Here is a 23,476-nt window from a genome sequence, read left to right on the forward strand (position 1 = left end):
CGCCATTCAATTATTTGTTATTTATAATTATTCAACAGATCCTACTGGTGCTTCTTCATCAGCGCTCGGTAAGATATTAAGCGCGTCTGCTGGTTGAAGATCTTCATCTTCATCCATGTCACGAAGCTCAATTTCTTCGTCGTCAATTGATAGCATTTTCACATCTAAACCTAAACTTTGAAGTTCTTTAATTAATACTTTAAATGATTCAGGTACGCCTGGTTCTGGAACACTTTCACCTTTAACAATTGCTTCGTATGTTTTCACACGACCTACAACGTCATCGGATTTAACTGTCAAGATTTCTTGAAGAGTATAAGCAGCGCCATAAGCCTCAAGAGCCCAAACTTCCATCTCACCGAAACGTTGTCCACCGAATTGAGCTTTACCACCCAATGGTTGTTGCGTTACTAATGAGTATGGTCCTGTTGAACGTGCGTGAAGTTTATCATCAACCATGTGAGCAAGTTTGATCATGTACATGACACCAACAGATACTCGGTTATCAAAAGGTTCACCTGAACGTCCATCATAAAGAATTGTTTTACCATCACGGTTCATACCCGCTTCTTCCATCGTTTCCCAAACATCTTCTTCGTTGGCACCATCAAATACTGGTGTTGCCATGTGAACGCCTAAGTAGCGAGCTGCCATACCTAAATGTAGCTCTAATACTTGACCGATGTTCATACGTGATGGTACACCAAGTGGGTTTAACATGATATCAATTGGTGTGCCGTCAGGAAGGAATGGCATATCTTCTTCTGGAAGAATACGAGAAATTACACCCTTGTTACCGTGACGTCCGGCCATTTTATCCCCTACGCGAATTTTACGTTTTTGAACGATATATGCGCGTACAAGTTGGTTAACGCCTGGAGGTAATTCGTCGCCATCTTCACGATTGAAGACTTTAACATCAAGAACAATACCGCCTGCACCATGAGGAACACGTAGCGATGTATCACGTACTTCACGTGCTTTTTCACCGAAGATTGCATGTAATAAGCGTTCTTCAGCTGTCAATTCAGTTACACCTTTAGGAGTCACTTTACCTACAAGGATATCTCCATCATTAACTTCAGCACCAATACGGATAATTCCACGTTCGTCAAGATTGCGTAATGCTTCTTCACCAACATTCGGAATATCACGAGTGATTTCTTCAGGTCCTAATTTAGTATCACGAGCTTCTGATTCATATTCTTCAATATGAACAGATGTATAAACGTCATCTTTAACAAGACGTTCACTCATGATTACGGCATCTTCATAGTTATAACCGTTCCAAGTCATGAAGCCAACTACTACGTTACGGCCAAGAGCTAGCTCGCCACATTCCATTGAAGGACCATCAGCAAGAATATCACGTGGATTTACGCGGTCGCCAACTTTAACAATTGGACGTTGGTTATAACTTGTACCTTGGTTAGAACGAATGAATTTCTGTAATTTATATTTAGTTAAGTCGCCTTTTACTTCTTTACCGTCGATTTCTTCAATGCGACGAATGTGAATAGAGCGAGCTTCAACATGTTCAACAATACCTGGGTATTTTGCAACTACTGCAGCACCAGAATCACGTGCATCTACGTGTTCCATACCAGTACCAACGAATGGCGCCTCTGGATTTAATAATGGAACAGCTTGACGTTGCATGTTCGCTCCCATTAGAGCACGGTTAGAGTCATCGTTTTCTAAGAAAGGAATACATGCTGTCGCAGCAGAAACAACTTGTTTTGGTGATACGTCCATGTAGTCAACGTTTTCACGTTTGAATATAGTATTATCACCACGGAAACGACCTACAACTTCTTCTTTAGCAAATGAACCATCTGGATTTAAGATTGAATTCGCTTGTGCTACTACGTAGTTGTCTTCTTCGTCTGCAGTTAAATAATCGATATGACCAGTAACTCGACTTGTTTCAGGATCAACACGACGGTAAGGTGTTTCGATGAAGCCAAATTTATTCACTTTCGCGAAACTTGAAAGTGAGTTAATTAATCCAATATTTGGACCCTCAGGAGTCTCAATTGGACACATACGACCATAGTGTGAGTAGTGAACGTCACGTACTTCGAAACCAGCACGTTCACGAGTTAAACCACCAGGTCCTAAAGCTGATAGACGACGTTTGTGCGTTAATTCAGCTAACGGGTTTGTTTGGTCCATGAATTGAGATAATTGAGAACTACCAAAGAATTCCTTGATAGAAGCAATTACAGGACGAATATTGATTAATTGTTGTGGAACAATAGATTGTGTATCGTTAATCGACATACGTTCACGTACAACACGTTCCATACGAGATAAACCGATACGGAATTGATTTTGTAATAATTCACCTACAGAACGTAAGCGACGATTACCTAAATGATCGATATCATCTGTGTTACCAACACCATATAATAAGTTGAAGAAGTAAGATACAGAAGCGATTACGTCAGCAGGAGTGATATGTTTCACTTCTTCTTCTACGTATGCATTACTGATTACTTTAATTTCTTTTTGCGCTTCATCATTAGGTGCAAATATTTTAATTTCTTGAATTAAAACGTCGCCTTCTAAAACGCCTGCAACTTTAGACATTGTTTGGAAGCCAATGCCTTTTTCTAGATGTGGAATTAAGCGATCTAGTACACGACGATCGATTAAAGTTCCAGCTTCAACTAAAATTTCACCTGTTTCAGGATCAACTAGTGTCTCTGCCACTGTTTGATTGAATAGACGATTTTTAATATCAAGCTTTTTGTTCATTTTATAACGACCAACATTAGCTAAATCATAGCGTTTTGGGTCAAAGAAACGTGAGTACAAGAGGTTTTTAGCGCTTTCTACTGTAGGTGGTTCACCCGGACGTAGACGTTCGTAAATTTCCAACAACGCTTTCTCTGTACTTTCAGTGTTATCTTTTTCTAAAGTATTACGTAAATATTCGTTATCACCAATAAGCTCGATGATTTCTTGGTCTGAAGCAAAACCTAAAGCACGCAAAAGTACTGTTACAGGTAATTTACGTGTACGGTCGATACGAACATAGACAACATCTTTTGCGTCTGTTTCGTACTCTAACCATGCTCCACGGTTAGGAATCACTGTTGCGCCGAAGCCTTTTTTACCGTTTTTATCTGTTTTATCGTGATAGTATACACTTGGTGATCTAACTAATTGTGAAACGATAACGCGTTCTGCGCCGTTGATAACGAAAGTGCCAGTTTCAGTCATAAGTGGGAAGTCACCCATAAATACTTCTTGTTCTTTCACTTCGTCTGTTTCTTTGTTGTGTAAACGTACTTTTACACGTAATGGTGCAGCGTAAGTAACATCGCGTTCTTTACATTCATCGACATCATATTTCGGTTCTCCGAGACTGTAGTCGACGAATTCAAGTGAAAGATTCCCTGTAAAGTCTTCAATCGGTGAAATATCGCGGAACATTTCACGTAAACCTTCTTCAAGAAACCACTCGTTAGATGCGGTTTGAATCTCAATTAGATTCGGAAGTTCCAGCACCTCATTAATACGCGCAAAGCTTCTACGCTGGCGGTGTTGTCCGTACTGAACTAGTTGACCTGTCAACTCATTCACCCCTCAATAAAGCGATAATAGGTCTTTGCGAAATCATACAAATGGTGTATGATATCGAAAGACAAAAAGAAAACGAGTTCGTTAAAGAGCTCATTTTCGATTAACCAAACATAACTTTGAAAAGTCTAACCATATTGATATAGTTTTTATACAAAAGGACAGACCTATTCAAATTAATATTTTTGCATTTTATTATAATATCACAGCTAATTTGTCAAGTCAATCTATAAACTTTAACAGATTATTTTTTGGCCTTGATAATCCAATAGCCTTTTTTCTTCTCTACGACTGTTACTTCAGTAAACTTCTCTTCTAAATGCGCAATAGTCGATGGTGCACCTTGCTTCTTCTGAATAACTATCCACAACTCACCGTTATCCACAAGTTTTTCAAAAGCTTGATCATAAAAACGGAAGATTGTATCTTTTCCCGCTCGGATCGGAGGATTTGTCATAACGGCAGCGACTTGTTCTTCTTGAACAGCGGAAAGTCCATCGCTCTCAAAAATCTGCACATTTTGTACCCCGTTCACCTCAGCGTTTTTCTCCGCTAATGAAACCGCACGTTCGTTAACATCCATCATATGAATGACCCGTTCAGGATAACTTTTTGCAATAGACAAGCCGATCGGACCGTAGCCACATCCCACATCCAAAATACACCCTTCAACATTAGGCATTTCAAAACTATCAATTAACACACGGGAGCCAAAATCTACTTCGCTTTTACTAAAAACCCCTGCATCTGTTTCAAATACAAAAGAAAATCCCCGAAGAGTGAATTTCCATTTACTCGGATTACTTCCGACTTGAGGTTTTTTTGAATAATAATGTTCTGACAAGAAAATGCCCTCCATCACGTAAAATGAAGAAAAAGCCCGTCATAATTGACGAGCTTTTTTCAAATAGAAAGTAGAAATTATTTAACTTCTACGCTAGCGCCAACTTCTTCAAGTTTAGCTTTGATTTCTTCAGCGTCAGCTGCAGAAACGCCTTCTTTAATAGCTTTAGGAGCGTTATCTACTACTTCTTTAGCTTCTTTTAAGCCAAGACCAGTGATTTCACGTACCACTTTGATTACTTTAATTTTTGATTCGCCTGCAGAAGCAAGGATTACGTCAAATTCAGTTTTTTCTTCTACTGCAGCAGCAGCACCACCAGCAGCAGCTACAGGAGCAGCAGCAGTAACACCGAATTCGTCTTCGATTGCTTTTACTAAATCGTTTAATTCAAGAACTGTCATAGCTTTGATAGCTTCTAAGATTTGTTCATTGTTCATTATAATTTCCTCCTATACGGAATATTAGTTTTGTTTTGGCATATTATGCCGAGAAGATTAAGCTACGCTTAAAATTAAGCGCCTTGCTCTTCTTTTTGTTCTGCAACAGCTTTTGTTGCAAGAGCGAAATTGCGTACTGGTGCTTGAAGCACAGATAATAGCATAGAAAGTAGACCTTCGCGTGATGGAAGTTCTGCCAATGCTTTAACATCTTCAGCAGATGCAAATGTACCTTCGATAAGACCAGCTTTAATTTCAAGTTGTTCGTTAGCTTTTGCGAAATCGTTAATGATTTTAGCAGGAGCAATTACATCTTCAGTTGAGAATGCGATTGCGTTTGGACCTGTAAGGAATTCATTAAGTTCTTCTTGTTCAACTTCTGCAGTAGCACGGCGTACTAAAGTATTTTTGTATACTTTGAATTCAACACCAGCTTCGCGAAGTTGTTTACGTAGTTCTGTTACTTGAGCAACAGAAAGACCACGATAGTCAACAACTACTACGGATGCAGCGCTTTTGAACTTGTCAGCGATTTCTTGAACGACAGCTTGTTTAGCTTCAACTGCTTTGTTCATTTTGACACCTCCTATAAGAATGGGTCATTTATACCAACAAAAGAAAAGCCTCCTGTCTATGTAGACAAAGAGGCGGAAAGTCATCATCTTAAATAAGAGTCTGAGTTCCTTTGTCCTCGGTAGGTTGATTAAGCAATTACTTGCCCCTACGGTCTACGGTACAAATGGATGATTCACAACGTTGTACATCATACCAAAATATGATGCCGTTTGTCAATCAAAAATTATTTCGCAGCAACTGAAGTAGAAGCATCAACTTTGATTGATGGTCCCATTGTAGTTGTTACGTGTACTGATTTCATGTAAGTACCTTTAGCTGCAGCAGGCTTAGCTTTAATAATTACATCAACTAGAGTTGATAAGTTTTCAGCTAATTTATCAGCTTCGAATGAAGCTTTACCGATTGGAGCGTGAACGATACCAGCTTTATCAGCACGGTATTCAACTTTACCAGCTTTGATTTCAGCGATTGCTTTAGCAACGTCGAAAGTAACTGTTCCAGTTTTAGGGTTTGGCATTAAGCCTTTTGGTCCTAATACGCGACCTAATTTACCAACTTCACCCATCATATCAGGAGTTGCAACGATTACATCGAAGTCAAACCATCCTTGTTGGATTTTAGCGATATATTCAGCATCACCAGCGAAGTCTGCACCAGCTGCTTCAGCTTCTTTAAGTTTTTCGCCTTTAGCGAAAACTAATACGCGTTGAGTTTTACCAGTTCCGTTTGGAAGTACTACTGCTCCACGGATTTGTTGGTCATTTTTACGTGTATCAATATTTAAGTTAAATGCTACTTCAACAGTTGCATCAAAGTTAACAGTGCTTGTTTTTTTAGCCAATTCAACTGCTTCTTGTACAGAATACACTTGAGTACGGTCTACTAATTTAGCTGCATCTTGCAGTTTTTTACCTTTTTTAGCCATTTTAAATTTCCTCCTTGATTGTGGTTGTAGCGGAATAAACCTCCCACGAATAAAGGCTGCGAGTTTCAAATATGACTATTAGAAACATTCGCAACCCTCAAAAAACAATACTTCTATCAAGTAATGGGATTAGTCTTCGATAACAATACCCATGCTACGCGCAGTACCTTCAACCATTAACATAGCTGCTTCAACTGTTGCAGCGTTAAGGTCTGGCATTTTAGTTTCAGCGATTTCGCGAACTTTATCGCGTTTCACTGTAGCTACTTTTTTACGGTTAGGTTCACCTGATCCTGATTGGATACCAGCTGCTACTTTAAGTAAAACTGCTGCCGGCGGAGTTTTTGTAACGAAAGTGAATGAACGATCTTCGAATACAGAAATCTCTACTGGAATGATTAAACCTGCTTGGTCCGCAGTACGAGCGTTGAATTCTTTACAGAATCCCATGATGTTAACACCTGCTTGACCTAATGCAGGACCTACCGGTGGCGCTGGGTTTGCTTTACCAGCTGGAATCTGAAGTTTTACAACTTTAATAACTTTTTTAGCCACGAGACACACCTCCTTAAGTCCGTGATGTGGTAATTGGGTTGCCCCTCCCACTCAATATCTGTCTGTCGGCTTATTCCGATAACATTAAAAATAAAAATGCCAGTCCATAATAAAATGACAGTCTGACCTTTGAAATGATACCACTTTTAACATTCTAAGGCAAGTATAATTGTCAATTATACTTTTAACACTTGATCGTAGTCTAATTCCATTTTAGTTTCGCGACCGAACATATCAATAGTTACTTTAACTTTTCCTTTATCAGCAACAATCTCTTCGACCTTACCTTGGAAATGAGCAAACGGTCCTTCTAGCACTTCAACTAAATCGCCAATAGCGAAATCGATTTCAAGTGATTTCTCTTGCATACCCATTTGTTTAAGGATGAATTCAACTTCTTCAGGTAATAATGGTGTAGGTTTTACCCCACCGCCTGATGAACCGATAAATCCAGTAACACCTGGTGTATTACGCACTACGTACCATGCATCATCTGTCATAATTAACTCCACTAGTACATAACCAGGGAATGTTTTACGCATATATTCTTTTTTGCGGCCATCTTTTACTTCCGTCTCTTGTTGTTCAGGAATGATAACGCGGAAAATTTTATCTTGCATACCCATTGTTTCAACACGTTTTTCTAGGTTTGCTTTAACTTTATTTTCATAACCAGAGTAAGTATGAACTACATACCAATTTTTTTCCATAATAGATAGGACTACTCGTCCTTCCCTCCTTCGCTAAAGGCAAATGAAAAAACCCGTTACAGATCATTCACGGGCCATTTCAAAAATATTAACATTAATTCAATTATAAATCCAAATACATGCGGAATAATTTAGAAATCCCTAAGTCTACTAACATGAAAAATGCAGCCATGAAAAGTAAAGTTGAAATAACAACAATTGTGTATTTCGTAAGTTCTTTACGCTTAGGCCAGCTTGTTTTTTGCATTTCCGACATAACGCCGCGGAAAAAGCTACTAATCTTACCCATTTAACTAACCCCCGAATAAAATCATATATACAAATCGAATCGTATTATCTAGTTTGTTTATGTAATGTATGTTCATTACAGTGAGAACAATATTTTTTCAGTTCCATCCTTGCAGTTGCACTGTCTTTAGATGCAGGAAGTGAATAGTTTCTTGAACCACACTTTTCACAGCTAAGCACGACTTTTTTTGCCATTTTATCACCTTTTCGGCATTTGTCCTTATAAAGACTAACACCTATCACAACTACTGTCAACTTGCCTACAGCTAGCATTCTTGCAATCATTCAATATCTAAATGACGTTCTAATTTCCGTTTTACGCGTTGTAAGGCATTGTCAATTGACTTCACATGCCTGTTCAATTCAGCGGAAATTTCGTGATAAGATTGTCCATCTAAATAGAGTGCCAACACCTGACGTTCGAGATCACTTAATATTTCGCCAATTTTTTCTTCCATGTAGCTAAATTCTTCACGATGAATGATAAGCTCCTCTGGATCGTCGACAACCGAACCCGTTAACACATCCATTAACGTGCGCTGGGATTCTTCATCAAAAATTGGTTTGTCCAATGAGATGTATGAATTAAGTGGAATATGCTTTTGTCTAGTTGCAGTTTTTATTGCAGTGATGATTTGACGTGTAATACATAGTTCCGCGAAAGCCTTAAAAGAGGATAACTTATCTCCTTTAAAATCGCGAATAGCCTTGTAAAGTCCAATCATACCTTCTTGCACAATATCCTCTTTATCAGCACCAATGAGAAAATACGACTTCACTTTCATACGAACGAATGATTTATACTTCGTAATGAGGAAGTCTAACGCTTCACTATCACCACTATGGACCATTCCCACTAGCTCTTCGTCGGTAAATTGCTCATATTGTTGTTGCTGCTTCAAGTGTAAATGATCGCTAATAATCAATAGTATCACTCCAATTGCGCTAGCATTGTTAAAAACAGTATACCGGAATTGGAAAATATGAGTCAATCATTCATTTTATTTCCTCTTCGCCATAACTCAAACTTTGCAGCAATATCATCTCTTAATTGTATCTTAGAACTGGGCCTTTGCACTTGAATATCCCTTACTGTTTGCGTGATTTTAGATTGTGTAGATTGCATTTCAATTTCTAATTCTCTAGCAGATTTTCTTAACGCCCCATGTCCGAATACGACATTTTGCTCTGTCATATCAGATGTTGCTACATAAATACGGACTCTTTTACTAATTAAAGAAGCAGTAAGCTTTTCAATCCTTTCATCCGCAGTTTCTCTAGCTCTCGTATATATAACTTCTACGTCATGCTGTATATTTTTTGTTTCAATTCCTGGCACGAGATACGCGTCAAAGATAACAATGACGCGCCAGCCAGAATACGCCTTATACTCTGCCATCATTTCTACCAGTCGGTCTCTCGCATCTATTAGCCTTTGCTCTTTTAATCTTCTGAGTTCTTCCCAAGCACCAATAATGTTATAACCATCAACCAACAGTATATTCATGGCATTCACCTTAAACTTCTTGGCGTTTACGCAATACTTCGTACATCAATAAAGCAGCAGCAACAGATGCATTTAGCGATGTAACACGACCCACCATTGGTAAATTATATAGGAAATCACATTTTTCTGTTAATAGACGACTCATACCTTTTCCTTCACTACCGATAATAACCGCTAGTGGCAAAGTTGCATCCATTTTACGATAGTCTGCTGAGCCTTTTGCGTCTGTTCCCGCAATCCAAACACCACGTTTTTTTAACTCATCTACCGTTTGCGAAAGATTATTAACACGAACAGTTGGAATATGTTCAATCGCGCCTGTAGACGCTTTCGCTACAACAGCCGTTAAGCCAACTGCACGACGTCTTGGAATGATAATACCATGGGCACCCACTGCATCTGCAGTTCTCATAATAGAACCTAAATTATGCGGATCTTCTAATTCATCGAGAATAAGGAAAAACGGATCTTCTCCACGACTTTCTGCCAATTTAAACAAGTCATCTAATTCAGCATATTTATAAGCGGCAACAGATGCCACAATCCCTTGGTGATTAGCATCTGTTAACTGATCTAATTTTTTCTTCGGAACGAATTGTACGATAATTCCCTGTTCTTTCGCTAATGCAAGAAGCTCCGTTAAGCTACCGTGCTGAACACCTTCTGCAATCCAAATTTTATTCATTTCTCTTGCTGCACGAAGTGCCTCTAATACCGGGTTTTTCCCGGCAATCATCTCATTTGACTGTTCTTCCGTCATCTTTTGACACTCCTTTTGATTCTTCAATAATATCAATTGTATATTGGATTATTTCATTTACTCGATCCATTTGACCTGTTAAATATAAGCTGCCAATTACAGCTTCATACGCTGAGCTATAGCGGTATGTTTGGACATCAGTGTTCTTTGGTACCGAGCCTGATTTTGCATTGCGACCGCGTTTTAGGACCGCCATTTCTTCTTCTGAAAAAAACTCTTCATCCATCATTCGGTGAATAACACTTGACTGAGCCTTTGCAGAAACATAATGCGTTGCCTCTTTATGAAGAATATTCGGTTTGACGCGTCCAGAGCGTAACAGATGCTCACGTACTGCGATTTCCAATACAGCATCTCCCATATACGCCAACGCCAATGCATTTAATTGTTTGACATCTTGGTTGCGAAGCTCTCCCACTGCCATTAACCTCGTTTCCATCTAATGCCTTGGCGTGTATCCTCTAAAATAATATTCATCTCTTTTAGTTGATCACGAATTTCGTCAGCACGTTTAAAATCACGATTCTTACGAGCTTGAATACGTTCTTCAATAAGCGCATCAATCTCTTCATCCAATAATTCTTCTGCTATATCTAATTCAATTCCGAGTACATCAGCTAACGCACTTAAAGTATCGGCAAATTTCGTTAATACTTCTTCATTCGTATTTGGTTCAAGTAAATATTTATTGGCGGTTGCTGATAACTCAAATAGCGCCGCAATTGCATTTGCAGTGTTAAAATCATCATCCATAGCAAGTTCAAACTGTCCTTTTACTTCAGCAATATTTGCTAACCACTCGTCTTTTTCTTCCCCTAAATTAGCTGTTGCAGTTAATCTATGTTGCAAGTTGTTGTAAGAAGTACGGATACGTTCTAATCCCGCAGCTGCAGCTTCTACTAAATCTTGCGCAAAGTTAATTGGATTGCGATAGTGTACTGATAGTATAAAGAACCTTAAAACTTGAGGGTCAATTTGCTTGCGAATATCATTTACAAGAATGAAGTTACCGAGTGACTTAGACATTTTTTCGTTGTCGATATTAATATAGCCATTATGCATCCAGTAACGCGCAAATTGCTTGCCTGTATATGCCTCAGATTGAGCTATTTCATTTTCATGGTGCGGGAATGTTAAATCTTGCCCACCTGCGTGGATATCAATAGTATCACCAAAATGCTCATGTACCATTACAGAACACTCAATATGCCAGCCTGGTCTACCTTGACCCCATGGACTTTCCCAGAAGATTTCACCTGGTTTAGCGGCTTTCCAAAGAGCAAAGTCCAAAGCATCTTCTTTTTTGTCACCAGTTTCGATGCGGGCACCAACTTTCAAATCATCTACAGACTGATGGGAAAGTTTTCCGTAACCTGCAAATTTACGCGGACGATAATAAACATCCCCTTGAGATTCGTAGGCATAACCTTTTTCAATTAGTACAGCGATAAATTCAATAATTTGATCCATATGCTCCGTAACACGTGGATGTGAATCTGCTTTTTGGCAACCTAATGCTGTAATATCCTCAAAATAAGCTTGAATAAAGCGATTTGTTAAATCTGATACATCTTCACCAAGTTCATTTGCCGCTTTAATAATTTTATCGTCTACATCCGTGAAATTTGATACATACGTTACCTCAAAGCCTTTATAAGTTAAGTAACGACGAACCGTATCATATACAATTACAGGACGAGAATTCCCGATATGAATGTAGTTATAAACAGTAGGACCACACACATACATTTTCACTTTTCCTTCTTCAAGTGGTACGAAATCCTCTTTTTGTCGAGTTAATGAGTTAAAAATTTGAACACCCATTGTAATCTACATCTCCTTTTCACTTAGTACAATCTGTTTTTGAAGTTCTTCTATTTTCCGTTCTAACGTAGAACAACGATCCTCTACTGGATCTGGAATATTTTGATGATCTAGTTTTTGTTTATTCTCTACTTTGATACCGTCTTGAATGACAATTTTCCCTGGAATACCAACGACTGTAGCATTGGGAGGTACGGCTTTTAACACAACAGAACCTGCACCAATTTTGCTATTTGCACCAATCGTTATAGAACCAAGCACCTTAGCACCTGTTGCAACAAGTACATTATCTTCTAGTGTCGGGTGACGTTTCCCCTTCTCTTTTCCTGTACCACCAAGTGTTACACCTTGATATAAGGTGACGTCATTGCCAATCTCACATGTCTCTCCAATAACAACGCCCATTCCATGGTCAATAAAGAAACGTCGACCGATTTTTGCACCTGGATGAATTTCAATCCCCGTGAAGAATCTACTTACCTGAGAGATAAAACGTGCCATAAAGTAAAATTTCCTCTTGTAAAAAGCATGTGCAATGCGGTGTCCCCAAACCGCATGCAAACCAGAATAAGTTAACACAACTTCCAAGGTGCTTCGTGCAGCAGGATCATTTTCAAAAATCGTCGCAACATCTTCCCTTATAGTTTTGAACATCTATTCAAAGCTCCCCTCTTTTTTCAAAATAAAAACGCCTCTGCCCTATAGGACAGAGACGCTGGATATGCGCGGTTCCACTCTGGTTGGAAGTATTAAAAAACACTTCCCGCTTAAAGTCTATAACGGTGACTTACCGACTAAGCCTACTTAACGTTCAACTCAGTGCTCTGAGGTGCATTTCTGTAGTACATTGGCTCAGACCACTTTCAGCCGGTGATGGTCCTCTCTACAGAGCTTGCTCTACATACTTCTCCTCTTCAACGCTTTTTTATCGATAGTAGCTTCATTTTACAATGAAGCTGGAAAAAAGCAAACTAAATTACTTGATAAATTCTTCTACACGTTTAATAACTGTTTCTTTACCTAGTAATGCTATTGAGTTTGGAAGCTCTGGGCCATGCATTTCGCCTGTTGTAGCAACACGGATCGGCATGAATAGATTTTTACCTTTGTGGCCAGTTTCCTTTTGCACTGCTTTAATAGCTGCTTTAATAGCTGCTGGTTCAAATTCTTCTAAACCTTCTAATTGTACTTTGAATGAAGCCATTACTTCTGGAACTTGTTCACCAGCTAATATTTCATTTTCTTCTTCATTATATGCAAGTTCATCCGTAAAGAACAATTGAGATAACTCAACAATTTCAGCACCAAAGCTCATTTGTTCATGATAGAGGCCGATTAAACCAGATGCCCAAGCATGTTGCTCTTCTGTTAATTCAGCTGGCAATAGACCTGCTTTTTGTAAATGTGGTAATGCCAGTTCTACTACTTTTTCATGAGATAATTTTTTAATATATTGGTTGTTCATCCATGTTAATTTTTGTTTATCAAACATAGATGGAGATTTTGAAAGACGTTTTTCATCAAATAGACGGATGAAGTCTTCTTTAGAGAAGATTTCTTCTTCGCCTTCTGGTGACCAGCCTAATAAACCGAAGAAATTGAACATTGCTTCTGGTAAATAACCAAGATCACGATATTGTGAAACAAATTGGATAATAGATTCATCACGTTTTGATAATTTTTTGTGATTTTCATTAACAATCAAAGTCATATGACCGTAGCTTGGAGCTTCCCAGCCAAACGCATTAAAAATCATTAATTGTTTTGGTGTATTTGATAAATGCTCCTCACCGCGGAATACATGAGTCATTTCCATGAAGTGATCATCTAATACAACTGCATAATTATATGTTGGAATTCCATTTGCTTTGACTAGTACCCACTCACCAACATCTTTAGATTCGAATGATACCTCACCTCGAACTAAATCATCGAATTTGTATGTAACGCCTTCAGGAACGCGCATACGGATTGTGAACGCTTCACCAGCAGTTTCTTTTGCTGCAACTTCTTCAGCAGATAAATGACGGCATTTCCCATTGTACATTGGAGCAGCTACACCATTTGACTTTTGTACTTCGCGATCAGCTTCTAATTCTTCTGAAGTACAGAAGCATTTATAAGCCATACCTTTTTCAATTAATTGATGCGCATGGTCACGATAGATGTCTAAACGCTCCATTTGACGATACGGTGCATAAGGTCCACCGATATCAACTGATTCATCATACTCCAAACCTAACCATTTTAAATTATCTAATTGAGAAGCTTCGCCACCCTCGATATTACGCTCAATATCTGTATCTTCAATACGAACGATGAAATCTCCGTTATGGTGTCTTGCGTATAAATAGTTAAATAAAGCTGTACGTGCGCCACCAATGTGTAAATGTCCTGTTGGGCTTGGTGCATAACGAACACGAACTTTTTTAGTCATGATATAATCCTCCTAGTTTTCCTGCAAAAATTCACTTCGTTCATTTTACCACTGCAAGTTTAAAATTTAAAGGAAGTCATTTTTTTATTAGTAAAATAGTCGCCATTGAAGCAATTCCTTCTTCGCGACCTGTGAATCCTAGTTTTTCAGTTGTTGTTGCTTTGACATTTACTTGATTAGGTTCTGCATTTAAGAGTTCTGCAATTCGATTACGCATAGGTTCAATATATGGTGCCATTTTAGGTCGTTGTGCCATAATTGTGCAATCTACATTACCCAGTACATATCCTTCATCTTCAACAATTTTCCAAATATATTCTAATAACTTTGCTGAGTCAGCATCTTTAAATGCAGGATCTGTGTCTGGGAAATGACGACCGATATCCCCTTCACCGATTGCACCCAAAGCAGCGTCCGTTATTGTGTGTAATAAAACATCAGCATCCGAATGACCTACTAAACCTTTTTCGTGAGGAATTGTAATACCTCCGATAATTAATGGTCGGCCTTCTTCAAATGCATGTACATCAAACCCTTGTCCTACTCGAAACATAGTTATCCTCCTATACGTTGGCTTAAAATCGCCTCTCCAAATACTAAATCTTCTTTTGTTGTTATTTTAACGTTGTCGTAGCTACTTTCAACAATATGTACGACTTGTCCTAAACGTTCAACTAACATTGCCTCATCAGTTCCTAAGAATTGATCCTTCTCTGCTGCATGTTCTGCTTCTTGTAAAATTGTAAACTGAAATGCTTGAGGCGTTTGAATCATCCATAAGTTAGAACGATCTACCGTCTCAACTATGACACCATTTTCAACCTTTTTCATCGTATCCTTTGTACGCACACCAGCAATTACTGCGCCCTTCTCTTCTGCAGCCTCTACTAGCTTGTGAATAACCGGAATTGTGATAAACGGTCTAGCAGCATCATGAACGAGTACAATTTCACCATCTTCTACTTTTTTAACACAAGAATACACGCTATCTTGGCGTTCTGCTCCACCATCCGGTAAAGCTTTAACTTTTTTAATATTATATTTCACAAGGAGAGATTGGATATATTCTCGTTCTTCAGGCTTTACCGCTAACCAAATCCCCTTACATGCAGAGTCTTGTTCAAAGACCTCGAGTGTGTGGATTAAAATTGGCTTTTCGCGTAGTTCTAAGAACAATTTGTTATGTCCCGCACCCATACGCTTACCGCTACCAGCTGCAGGTAAAATAACATCATATTGCATCAAAATTTTCACGTCCTACTCATGGAAAAGGACAAGGCAAAATGCCCTGTCTCTTTTTGTTTTCTATTATGCTGCTTTACCGCCATTTTTTGGTTTTGCAAAAATCATACGACCAGCAGAAGTCTGTAAAACACTCGTCACAACGACTACAATTGCTTGCCCAATATAAGATTTTCCTTCCTCAACGACAATCATTGTACCATCATCTAAATAAGCAACACCTTGATTGTGTTCCTTACCATCCTTGATTACAACTACATGCATTTCCTCACCTGGAATAACGACAGGCTTCACTGCATTGGCTAAATCATTAATATTTAGGACCGCAACATTATGGAGATCACATACTTTATTTAAATTAAAGTCGTTGGTTAAAATCTGCCCACTCATTTTTTTAGCTAAACGAACTAATTTTAAATCCACTTCTTGAATATCGTCAAAATCCACTTCTGTAATTAAAATATCCGTTGCTCGTTCATCCTGTAAAGTTCTCAAAATATCAAGACCTCGACGACCGCGGGTACGTTTCAGTGTATCTGACGAATCTGCAATATGTTGTAATTCTGTTAATACAAACTGTGGAACGACTAATGTACCTTCTATAAAACCAGTTCTCGAAATATCAGCAATACGCCCATCAATAATAACACTCGTATCTAGTAGCTTATAAGAGGTTGCCGGTGTTTCTGAAGCCACTTCATCAGAACTTTTCTTTTTAGCTAAATTACTTGCTCTTGCTGCCGAAAAAACCTGAAGCAATTCATCACGTTTTTTAAAACCTACTTGAAATCCTAAATATCCAAGAACAATAGATAACAAGATCGGTAAAACTGTCGTAATGATTGGAAGTTGTATACTATCAATCGAAAACCCAACAAAATACGCCACAATTAATCCTACAATCAAACCTAATGTACCAAATAACAAATCACCAACTGGAGCTTTCAATAACTTGTCTTCCATCCAACGAATAAAACGGACACATGAATCGGAAAATAAAAATGAAAATCCAAATAAAATGAATGCGCCAATTGTAACTGACACATATGGATTATTTAGCCATGGGTTTGAGGATAAATGAATGAATTCGTATAATGGCGGTAAAAATAATAAACCCAATGTACCTCCGATAAATAAGAAAGCAACTTGAATAACTATTTTCAACAAAATGAACACCTCCTTAATAGTTTTAATTATACATAGTTTCCCTTTTATTTGCTCGGCAAACCCCTTGGACAATTCAAATCAATTAAATTGCTTGTTTTTTCTACTTTCCACTTTCAATCCTCTAGAAAAAACAACTTTTTACGCAAAAAACTGAATTTATAAATTAAACGAAATATGCTCTTTACAACAGAAATCCCTCCTGTTAATGACCATCCTTTAGTCAAATGTGACATCTCTATGTCACATTTCTTGAAATCGGTTACAATCTTCATGTTCGAGAAAATTTACAACGCAACACAGGAGGATTGTTATGAATCAAACAAAAAACATTAAAATTACAACTGCAGATCCATCAGGCATCGGACTTTTCGGACTGGCCATCGTTACACTTGTAGCCTCATCTCAAAAATTAGGGTGGACTGAAGGTGTAGGGCTCCTCATTCCCTGGGCAATATTCTTAGGTGGTATAGCACAATTTTATGCCTCTATACTAGATTCTAAGCATAATAATACATTTGGTACTACTGCTTTCGGAGCTTATGGACTTTTTTGGATGGCAGTGGCTACAACTTGGTTTGTTCAATCTGGAACCTTTGGATTAACGTTACAAGAAAGTGCTGATGTACATCAATTAGGTTTCGTCTACATAGGATACCTTGTTTTTACAATATTCATGACCATCGGTGCATTAGAAACAAATAAAGTACTATTCTTCATTTTCTTCTTAATCAATTTTTTATTCGTTGGCTTATCACTGAGTTCACTTGGCATCATGGAACACGGCATGTACCTTTTAGCGGCTTATTCTGAGTTTGGCATTGCAATCCTATCTTTATACGGTGCTGGCGCAAATGTTTTGAACAAACATTTTGGTTTTGAATTTTTACCTTTAGGTAAACCCTTCGGAATTATTACTAAACCAGTAGAAAAAGAAAAAACGGCTCACTTACAAACAAATAACCAATCATTTTAGAAAAAAGCGACAACCTTTTGGTTGTCGCTTTCTTTCCCTACATCATAAATCACGGAAGCAAAGTTTCAGCGCCTCGTTTACCGTCTCTACCCCAACTACTTCAATACCTGCTGGATAATCCCAACCTCCTATGTTAGAAGCCGGGACAATTGCACGTTTAAAGCCTAGCTTCGCAGCCTCTTGTACACGCTGCTCCACACGCGATACACGACGCACTTCACCTGTTAAACCTACTTCACCTATAATACAGTCTCCTGCACTCACAGCACGGTCCTGATAGCTTGAAACAATACTTGTTAAGACTGCTAAATCTATTGCCGGTTCATCTAATTTTACGCCACCCGCGACTTTAATATACGCATCTTGGGCTTGTAGCAACATACCCATACGTTTTTCAAGTACTGCCATCAACAACGACACACGGTTCTGATCAATGCCTGTAGCCATACGTTTCGGATAGTTAAAGCTTGAAGGCGTAACTAAAGCTTGGATCTCAACTAGTATTGGGCGTGTTCCTTCCATTGAGGCAACGACGCTAGAACCCGCAGCTCCTTGCGAACGTTCTTGCAAGAACAATTCAGAAGGATTTAATACTTCTTTTAAACCACCCTGTAACATTTCAAAAATGGCAATTTCATTCGTTGACCCAAATCGGTTTTTTTGACTACGCAATATTCTATACGTATGATGACGCTCTCCTTCAAAATAAAGAACCGTATCTACCATATGTTCTAAAATACGCGGGCCTGCTATTTGCCCTTCTTTTGTTACATGCCCAACAAGGAAAATGGCAATATTTTTTGTCTTAGCAATACGCATTAACTCAGCAGTACACTCACGCACTTGTGATACACTACCTGGTGCAGAAGTTATCTCTGGATGATGCACGGTTTGTATGGAGTCAACAATGACAAACTTTGGTTGAACTTCCTCTATTGTTTGATTTAAAAACTCCAAATTCGTTTCAGAGTAAATATATAACTCAGCAGACTTCACACCCAGTCGCTCCGCACGTAATTTTGTTTGACGAATAGATTCCTCACCAGAAATATAGAGTACCCTATGACCTTTATTAGAGAGCAACGCCGAAACTTGCAAAAGTAGTGTAGATTTACCGATTCCAGGATCGCCACCAATTAACACTAAAGAACCTGGTACTACGCCTCCACCAAGTACACGATTCAATTCATTTAGTTCTGTTTCAACTCTAGGAGCATCTTCTGTCTCAATCGAAATAATAGGCATAGCCTTTTGAGAAGTACTTGATGAGTGCTGAAACGCTCCTCTAGGCCCTTTAGAAATGACTTCTACTTCTTCTACCATCTTATTCCATTCACCACACCCTGGACATCTTCCCATCCATTTAGGTGATTCATAGCCACAAGAATTACATAAAAATTTCGTTTTCTTTTTAACCATATTTCCTCCCAGTAATACTTCTATTGTTCTTTCTATTATAAAACAAGGCACTCCAAACATGTTGTTCGGAATGCCCTGCTTACTCAGACCTTTGATGAAATAAGTAGCGAATTACACAATTTCATCGTTAGAATGAATTATTTGGTTACAAACTCTTTAATATTAACAACAAATCCATCGTTTTCAACATCGAAAATGACACGCTGACCTGTTAACACTGTGCCTTTTAAAATCTCTTCAGATAAACGGTCTTCCACATGTTTTTGTATTGCTCGACGTAAAGGACGAGCACCATACTGTGGATCATAGCCTTCTTTAGCGATTTTATCTAAAGCTGCGTCCGTTAATTCTAGTTCGATATGTTGTTCTTGCAAACGTTTTGTCAATTGTTTTGCCATCAGTGCAACAATTTTCGTTAATTCTTCTTTTTGCAATGCATGGAAGACAATCATTTCATCAATACGGTTTAAGAACTCAGGGCGGAATGCTTTTTTCAATTCTGACATTGTAACACTCTTATTATCTTTGTGTATGTCTTTTGCATTAGCTGAGCTAAAACCGAGTGATTTTCTATATTGTAGTTCTGAAGCACCTACGTTTGATGTCATGATAACAACTGTATTTCTAAAATCTACTACGCGTCCTTTAGAATCTGTTAAACGACCATCTTCTAATACTTGTAATAGAATATTGAAGACATCTGGATGTGCTTTTTCAATTTCATCAAGTAAAATAACAGAATATGGTTTACGACGGACTTTTTCTGTCAACTGACCGCCCTCTTCAAACCCTACATACCCTGGAGGTGAGCCGACAAGTCTTGAAGTCGAATGTTTTTCCATATACTCAGACATATCAACTCGGATCATAGAATCTTCATCACCAAACATTACTTCTGCTAACGCACGAGCAAGTTCCGTTTTACCAACCCCCGTTGGTCCAAGGAAAATAAATGAACCGATTGGACGCTTCGGATCTTTTAAGCCTGCACGCGCGCGGCGAATTGCTCTAGAGATGGCTTCTACTGCCTCAGTTTGACCAACAAGACGTTTGTGCAGCTCTTCTTCGAGGTTAAGTAATTTTGCTGATTCCTCTTGTGCTAACTTCGATACCGGTATCCCCGTCCACACAGAAACAACTTCAGCCACGTCATTAACAGTTACTTTTGATTCTTCTTTACCTTGTTTTTCTTTCCACGATTTCTTTGTAGATTCTAATTCTTCTTTTAATTTTTGTTCAGTATCGCGAAGCGAAGCCGCTTTTTCAAATTCCTGACTTTGAACAGATGCGTTTTTCTCTGACCGAATCGCTTCTAGTCTTTGCTCAAGTTCTTTTAAGTTTGGAGGAGTTGTATAAGAACGCAACCTTACTTTAGATCCAGCTTCATCAATTAAATCAATAGCCTTATCTGGTAAGAAACGATCCGAAATATAGCGATCCGACATTTTCGCAGCCGCATCAATGGCTTCATCCGTAATTTTCACACGGTGATGCGCTTCATAGCGGTCACGTAAACCTTTAATAATTAGTATGGCTTCCTCAACAGTTGGTTCATCGACTTGAATTGGTTGGAAACGACGCTCCAATGCAGCATCCTTTTCGATGTATTTACGATATTCATCCAATGTTGTTGCACCGATACATTGTAATTCTCCACGTGCTAGCGATGGCTTCAAGATGTTCGATGCATCAATTGCACCTTCTGCTCCACCTGCTCCAATTAATGTGTGAAGTTCATCAATAAAGAGAATAACATTACCTGCTTGGCGAATTTCATCCATCACTTTTTTCAAGCGATCCTCGAATTCACCACGGTATTTTGTACCCGCCACGACTGTTCCCATATCAAGTGTCATAACACGTTTGTCACGTAAAATTTCAGGTACTTCATTGTTTACGATTTGTTGAGCTAAGCCTTCCGCAATTGCCGTTTTACCAACACCTGGTTCCCCGATTAAAACTGGGTTGTTTTTAGTACGACGAGATAGTACCTCAATAACTCGTGTAATTTCCTTACTACGGCCAATCACTGGATCTAAGCTACCGTCTCTTGCAACTTGAGTCAAATCACGTGCCAAGCTATCTAAAGTTGGTGTACTTGCAGCTTGTGTAGCACTATTTGCATTTTGTGCATGATCGTGACTACCTAACAGTTGTAACACCTGTTGACGCGCTTTATTTAAACTAACTCCCGCATTGTTTAAAACACGAGCTGCTACGCCTTCTCCTTCACGAATAAGGGCTAATAATAAGTGCTCTGTACCGATATACGAGTGACCTAGTTTACGTGATTCATCGACAGATAGTTCGATTACTTTTTTTGCACGAGGTGTGTAATGTACGATTGGGCCAACGTCTTTTGTACCTACACCAACTAACTCCTCAATACCTTCTTCTATCATTTCAGAGCTAATATCAATTGCTTCAAGCGCTTTAGCTGCTATACCGCCACCTTCACGAATTAAGCCAAGTAAAATGTGCTCTGTACCGATTGATTCATGTTTCATACGAATAGCTTCTTCTTGTGCCAGTTGAAGCACCTTTTGTGCGCGTTGAGTAAATCGATTAAACATCATAAGAATCCTCTCCCTCTTCGTCAAAATGACCTTTTTTTAATTCTCTATTACATTGCAATCGTTCTCGCAACAAATTTGCCCGATACACATCTCGTTCATTTGGTTGAAGTGTAGTACCTGCATGTTGTTGTAAAAAGCCCGGCTGCATATAAAGCATACATTCGTTCAATACAGCAATAGGTATATTCTGGATTATACCCAAATATATACCCAATCGAACGTTAGATAAACAATTTGCTGCTTCCTCGCTGGTTAAAATTCTGGCATATAGTAAAGTTCCCAATGAACGATTGAGACGATCAGCTAAAGCAATTGATGCATGTTCTATTAATGCTGTACGTGCTTCTTTCTCTTTTTGAATTATTTGTTCAGTTACACTTTGTAAGTCTAATAAAATATCCTTTTCTGATTTACCAAGTGTGATTTGATTGGAGATTTGATAATAATTGCCTACCGATTCCGTCCCCTCACCATACATTCCTCTCACAACCATACCAAGTCGTGGCATCGTACTTATGAGAGAACCAATTTGGTTTGTCATAGTTAATGCAGGTAGATGCATCATAATAGACGCCCTCAAACCTGTTCCTGTATTTGTAGGGCAACTTGTTAAATAACCAAATGTATCATCAAAAGCATACGGTAAATGATGCTCTAATAGACGATCAATCTGATCGGCACTTTCATAAGCTTTTTCTATTTGTAACCCTGGCTGTAAACATTGAATACGAATATGATCCTCTTCATTAATCATTACGCTAATCGATTCATCTTTTGACAGTAAAACCGATCCAACTCTCTCTTTCTCTGCAAGCTGAGGACTGATTAAATGCTTTTCTACTAATACTTTACGCTGTAATGCAGGCATGTCATGCAAAGAAAAATAAGAGAACTGAAAATGTTGTTCTTCCTCATCATCTGCATCAATCAATACATTCGAAACAGCTTTATCAATTTGCATTGCCTCTTCATCAGAAAAAGCTCTTGGAAAACAGAAATCTGTTAAGTTACGCGCTAACCTGATACGAGTACTCATGACGATATCACCATATTGTCCTTCTTCTTGCATCCAATTGGTCGTTGGATTGTGTAAAAAGTGCTCAATGTTCACCTTGAGACCCACCTCCTACTTGCAACTTTTTTTCAAGAGCACGGACATTATCCCGCATAGTTGCTGCATCTTCAAACCGCTCTTCCTCTATGGCCACTTTCATGTCCAAACGAATTGCCTCAATTTGTCTTTTTAATTGATATAGCTCATTAATAGAACCTGGCACTTTTCCAACGTGTTCCACGGCTCCATTATGCAACCGTTTTAAGACCTGAGGTAGCTGCTCTTTAAAAGTTTCATAACATCCAGGGCAATTAAATTTCCCCTCGTTCAAAAATTGATGGTATGTCATACCGCATTCAGGACAATTCTCCTGTTCCTGCGTTTTCTGCTCATTTACATTTGGTGCTGCAACTGACCAACTCGGTGTACCAAACCAATTTGAAAAAAGTTTATGCATTGAAATTGGATCAGCATTAAAGTCGAGGTTCAAATGGAAAGAATCAAGTTGTTTATTGCACACTTCACAGAAATGCCTTGTCGTTTTTTTGCCATTCTTCATTTGTGTCACCGTGATAGTGGCCGGTCTTTGTTTAC

At 38.6% G+C, this 23,476-nt stretch carries 24 protein-coding genes and 2 other annotated features; of the genes, 1 reads left to right on the forward strand and 23 read right to left on the reverse strand.

The genetic code is table 11. The annotated features are described in order from the left end of the window. Nucleotides 1-27: 27 nt before the first annotated feature. The 19 genes from rpoB to ACQKM9_RS09785 form a co-directional block, all read right to left on the reverse strand. The gene (gene rpoB, locus ACQKM9_RS09695) at nucleotides 28-3,591 is read right to left on the reverse strand and encodes a DNA-directed RNA polymerase subunit beta (protein WP_427734168.1); all 3,564 of its coding nucleotides are present in this window, start codon (nucleotides 3,589-3,591) and stop codon (nucleotides 28-30) included. 241 nt (nucleotides 3,592-3,832) lie between these two features. Next, a complete protein-coding gene (locus tag ACQKM9_RS09700) occupies nucleotides 3,833-4,432 on the reverse strand; it encodes a class I SAM-dependent methyltransferase (protein ID WP_427734169.1) in 600 nt (199 codons plus the stop codon). Nucleotides 4,433-4,509: 77 nt separating this feature from the next. Beyond that, the gene (gene rplL / locus ACQKM9_RS09705; protein ID WP_427734170.1) at nucleotides 4,510-4,869 is read right to left on the reverse strand and encodes a 50S ribosomal protein L7/L12; all 360 of its coding nucleotides are present in this window, start codon (nucleotides 4,867-4,869) and stop codon (nucleotides 4,510-4,512) included. A 74-nt stretch (nucleotides 4,870-4,943) separates the two neighbouring features. Further along, nucleotides 4,944-5,444 carry a 50S ribosomal protein L10 gene (gene rplJ / locus ACQKM9_RS09710; protein ID WP_427734171.1) on the reverse strand — a complete coding sequence of 167 codons (501 nt, stop codon included), beginning with the start codon at nucleotides 5,442-5,444 and terminating at the stop codon, nucleotides 4,944-4,946. A gap of 32 nt (nucleotides 5,445-5,476) precedes the next feature. Then, nucleotides 5,477-5,621, reverse strand: a sequence feature (ribosomal protein L10 leader region). Nucleotides 5,622-5,668: 47 nt separating this feature from the next. Further along, the gene (gene rplA, locus ACQKM9_RS09715) at nucleotides 5,669-6,370 is read right to left on the reverse strand and encodes a 50S ribosomal protein L1 (protein WP_053418531.1); all 702 of its coding nucleotides are present in this window, start codon (nucleotides 6,368-6,370) and stop codon (nucleotides 5,669-5,671) included. 129 nt (nucleotides 6,371-6,499) lie between these two features. After that, a complete protein-coding gene (gene rplK / locus ACQKM9_RS09720) occupies nucleotides 6,500-6,925 on the reverse strand; it encodes a 50S ribosomal protein L11 (RefSeq protein WP_053418530.1) in 426 nt (141 codons plus the stop codon). Between the two features lie 176 nt (nucleotides 6,926-7,101). Further along, the gene (nusG, locus tag ACQKM9_RS09725; RefSeq protein ID WP_053418529.1) at nucleotides 7,102-7,635 is read right to left on the reverse strand and encodes a transcription termination/antitermination protein NusG; all 534 of its coding nucleotides are present in this window, start codon (nucleotides 7,633-7,635) and stop codon (nucleotides 7,102-7,104) included. A gap of 103 nt (nucleotides 7,636-7,738) precedes the next feature. Beyond that, a complete protein-coding gene (gene secE, locus ACQKM9_RS09730; protein ID WP_427734172.1) occupies nucleotides 7,739-7,924 on the reverse strand; it encodes a preprotein translocase subunit SecE in 186 nt (61 codons plus the stop codon). A gap of 44 nt (nucleotides 7,925-7,968) precedes the next feature. Then, nucleotides 7,969-8,208 carry a 50S ribosomal protein L33 gene (gene rpmG, locus ACQKM9_RS09735; RefSeq protein WP_427734173.1) on the reverse strand — a complete coding sequence of 80 codons (240 nt, stop codon included), beginning with the start codon at nucleotides 8,206-8,208 and terminating at the stop codon, nucleotides 7,969-7,971. Then, nucleotides 8,205-8,849: an RNA polymerase sporulation sigma factor SigH gene (gene sigH, locus ACQKM9_RS09740; protein WP_427734174.1), complete on the reverse strand. Its 645-nt coding sequence runs from the start codon at nucleotides 8,847-8,849 to the stop codon at nucleotides 8,205-8,207. The genes rpmG and sigH overlap by 4 nt, the downstream gene beginning before the upstream one ends. A gap of 62 nt (nucleotides 8,850-8,911) precedes the next feature. Then, entirely contained in the window at nucleotides 8,912-9,430 is a 519-nt protein-coding gene (locus tag ACQKM9_RS09745; RefSeq protein ID WP_427734175.1) for an NYN domain-containing protein, read from the reverse strand. A 10-nt stretch (nucleotides 9,431-9,440) separates the two neighbouring features. Further along, nucleotides 9,441-10,190 carry a 23S rRNA (guanosine(2251)-2'-O)-methyltransferase RlmB gene (gene rlmB / locus ACQKM9_RS09750; RefSeq protein ID WP_427734176.1) on the reverse strand — a complete coding sequence of 250 codons (750 nt, stop codon included), beginning with the start codon at nucleotides 10,188-10,190 and terminating at the stop codon, nucleotides 9,441-9,443. Continuing rightward, the gene (locus ACQKM9_RS09755) at nucleotides 10,168-10,629 is read right to left on the reverse strand and encodes a Mini-ribonuclease 3 (RefSeq protein WP_193737999.1); all 462 of its coding nucleotides are present in this window, start codon (nucleotides 10,627-10,629) and stop codon (nucleotides 10,168-10,170) included. The genes rlmB and ACQKM9_RS09755 overlap by 23 nt, the downstream gene beginning before the upstream one ends. Then, a complete protein-coding gene (gene cysS / locus ACQKM9_RS09760; RefSeq protein ID WP_427734177.1) occupies nucleotides 10,614-12,014 on the reverse strand; it encodes a cysteine--tRNA ligase in 1,401 nt (466 codons plus the stop codon). The genes ACQKM9_RS09755 and cysS overlap by 16 nt, the downstream gene beginning before the upstream one ends. A gap of 6 nt (nucleotides 12,015-12,020) precedes the next feature. Continuing rightward, the gene (cysE, locus tag ACQKM9_RS09765; protein ID WP_427734178.1) at nucleotides 12,021-12,668 is read right to left on the reverse strand and encodes a serine O-acetyltransferase; all 648 of its coding nucleotides are present in this window, start codon (nucleotides 12,666-12,668) and stop codon (nucleotides 12,021-12,023) included. Between the two features lie 51 nt (nucleotides 12,669-12,719). Beyond that, nucleotides 12,720-12,941: a binding site (T-box leader), on the reverse strand. A gap of 49 nt (nucleotides 12,942-12,990) precedes the next feature. Next, entirely contained in the window at nucleotides 12,991-14,451 is a 1,461-nt protein-coding gene (gltX, locus tag ACQKM9_RS09770) for a glutamate--tRNA ligase (RefSeq protein WP_427734179.1), read from the reverse strand. 76 nt (nucleotides 14,452-14,527) lie between these two features. Further along, nucleotides 14,528-15,004 carry a 2-C-methyl-D-erythritol 2,4-cyclodiphosphate synthase gene (ispF, locus tag ACQKM9_RS09775; RefSeq protein WP_427734180.1) on the reverse strand — a complete coding sequence of 159 codons (477 nt, stop codon included), beginning with the start codon at nucleotides 15,002-15,004 and terminating at the stop codon, nucleotides 14,528-14,530. Between the two features lie 2 nt (nucleotides 15,005-15,006). Further along, a complete protein-coding gene (ispD, locus tag ACQKM9_RS09780) occupies nucleotides 15,007-15,693 on the reverse strand; it encodes a 2-C-methyl-D-erythritol 4-phosphate cytidylyltransferase (RefSeq protein WP_427734306.1) in 687 nt (228 codons plus the stop codon). A gap of 66 nt (nucleotides 15,694-15,759) precedes the next feature. Continuing rightward, a complete protein-coding gene (locus ACQKM9_RS09785; protein WP_427734181.1) occupies nucleotides 15,760-16,860 on the reverse strand; it encodes a PIN/TRAM domain-containing protein in 1,101 nt (366 codons plus the stop codon). A gap of 310 nt (nucleotides 16,861-17,170) precedes the next feature. Here ACQKM9_RS09785 and ACQKM9_RS09790 point away from each other — a divergent pair, with 310 nt between their 5' ends. Beyond that, entirely contained in the window at nucleotides 17,171-17,833 is a 663-nt protein-coding gene (locus tag ACQKM9_RS09790; protein WP_427734182.1) for an acetate uptake transporter, read from the forward strand. 42 nt (nucleotides 17,834-17,875) lie between these two features. Here ACQKM9_RS09790 and radA read toward each other — a convergent pair whose 3' ends face one another. The 4 genes from radA to ACQKM9_RS09810 form a co-directional block, all read right to left on the reverse strand. Further along, the gene (radA, locus tag ACQKM9_RS09795; RefSeq protein ID WP_427734183.1) at nucleotides 17,876-19,252 is read right to left on the reverse strand and encodes a DNA repair protein RadA; all 1,377 of its coding nucleotides are present in this window, start codon (nucleotides 19,250-19,252) and stop codon (nucleotides 17,876-17,878) included. 137 nt (nucleotides 19,253-19,389) lie between these two features. Next, nucleotides 19,390-21,828, reverse strand: coding sequence for an ATP-dependent Clp protease ATP-binding subunit (locus ACQKM9_RS09800; RefSeq protein ID WP_427734184.1), 2,439 nt, complete (start codon nucleotides 21,826-21,828; stop codon nucleotides 19,390-19,392). After that, nucleotides 21,818-22,939, reverse strand: coding sequence for a protein arginine kinase (locus ACQKM9_RS09805; RefSeq protein ID WP_427734185.1), 1,122 nt, complete (start codon nucleotides 22,937-22,939; stop codon nucleotides 21,818-21,820). Before ACQKM9_RS09805 ends, ACQKM9_RS09800 begins: the two co-directional genes overlap by 11 nt. Continuing rightward, nucleotides 22,929-23,441, reverse strand: a complete 513-nt coding sequence (locus ACQKM9_RS09810) for a UvrB/UvrC motif-containing protein (RefSeq protein WP_427734186.1) — start codon at nucleotides 23,439-23,441, stop codon at nucleotides 22,929-22,931. Before ACQKM9_RS09810 ends, ACQKM9_RS09805 begins: the two co-directional genes overlap by 11 nt. Nucleotides 23,442-23,476 lie beyond the last annotated feature (35 nt).

It is taken from the genome of Viridibacillus sp. NPDC093762 (assembly GCF_050279675.1).
GTDB lineage: Bacteria > Bacillota > Bacilli > Bacillales_A > Planococcaceae > Viridibacillus.

Bases quoted from the DNA above. Each gene is read 5' to 3' on its own strand.
- ACQKM9_RS09800 (WP_427734184.1), bottom strand. From the start codon at position 21,828: ATGATGTTTAATCGATTTACTCAACGCGCACAAAAGGTGCTTCAACTG.
- ispD (WP_427734306.1), bottom strand. From the start codon at position 15,693: ATGCAATATGATGTTATTTTACCTGCAGCTGGTAGCGGTAAGCGTATG.
- ispF (WP_427734180.1), bottom strand. From the start codon at position 15,004: ATGTTTCGAGTAGGACAAGGGTTTGATGTACATGCATTTGAAGAAGGC.
- rplJ (WP_427734171.1), bottom strand. From the start codon at position 5,444: ATGAACAAAGCAGTTGAAGCTAAACAAGCTGTCGTTCAAGAAATCGCT.
- secE (WP_427734172.1), bottom strand. From the start codon at position 7,924: ATGGGTAAGATTAGTAGCTTTTTCCGCGGCGTTATGTCGGAAATGCAA.
- gltX (WP_427734179.1), bottom strand. From the start codon at position 14,451: ATGACTAAAAAAGTTCGTGTTCGTTATGCACCAAGCCCAACAGGACAT.
- radA (WP_427734183.1), bottom strand. From the start codon at position 19,252: ATGGTTAAAAAGAAAACGAAATTTTTATGTAATTCTTGTGGCTATGAA.
- rpmG (WP_427734173.1), bottom strand. From the start codon at position 8,208: ATGATTGCAAGAATGCTAGCTGTAGGCAAGTTGACAGTAGTTGTGATA.
- ACQKM9_RS09810 (WP_427734186.1), bottom strand. From the start codon at position 23,441: ATGAAGAATGGCAAAAAAACGACAAGGCATTTCTGTGAAGTGTGCAAT.
- cysS (WP_427734177.1), bottom strand. From the start codon at position 12,014: ATGGGTGTTCAAATTTTTAACTCATTAACTCGACAAAAAGAGGATTTC.
- ACQKM9_RS09790 (WP_427734182.1), top strand. From the start codon at position 17,171: ATGAATCAAACAAAAAACATTAAAATTACAACTGCAGATCCATCAGGC.
- rlmB (WP_427734176.1), bottom strand. From the start codon at position 10,190: ATGACGGAAGAACAGTCAAATGAGATGATTGCCGGGAAAAACCCGGTA.
- ACQKM9_RS09755 (WP_193737999.1), bottom strand. From the start codon at position 10,629: ATGGAAACGAGGTTAATGGCAGTGGGAGAGCTTCGCAACCAAGATGTC.
- nusG (WP_053418529.1), bottom strand. From the start codon at position 7,635: ATGGAAAAAAATTGGTATGTAGTTCATACTTACTCTGGTTATGAAAAT.
- cysE (WP_427734178.1), bottom strand. From the start codon at position 12,668: ATGTTCAAAACTATAAGGGAAGATGTTGCGACGATTTTTGAAAATGAT.
- ACQKM9_RS09745 (WP_427734175.1), bottom strand. From the start codon at position 9,430: ATGAATATACTGTTGGTTGATGGTTATAACATTATTGGTGCTTGGGAA.
- rplA (WP_053418531.1), bottom strand. From the start codon at position 6,370: ATGGCTAAAAAAGGTAAAAAACTGCAAGATGCAGCTAAATTAGTAGAC.
- rplL (WP_427734170.1), bottom strand. From the start codon at position 4,869: ATGAACAATGAACAAATCTTAGAAGCTATCAAAGCTATGACAGTTCTT.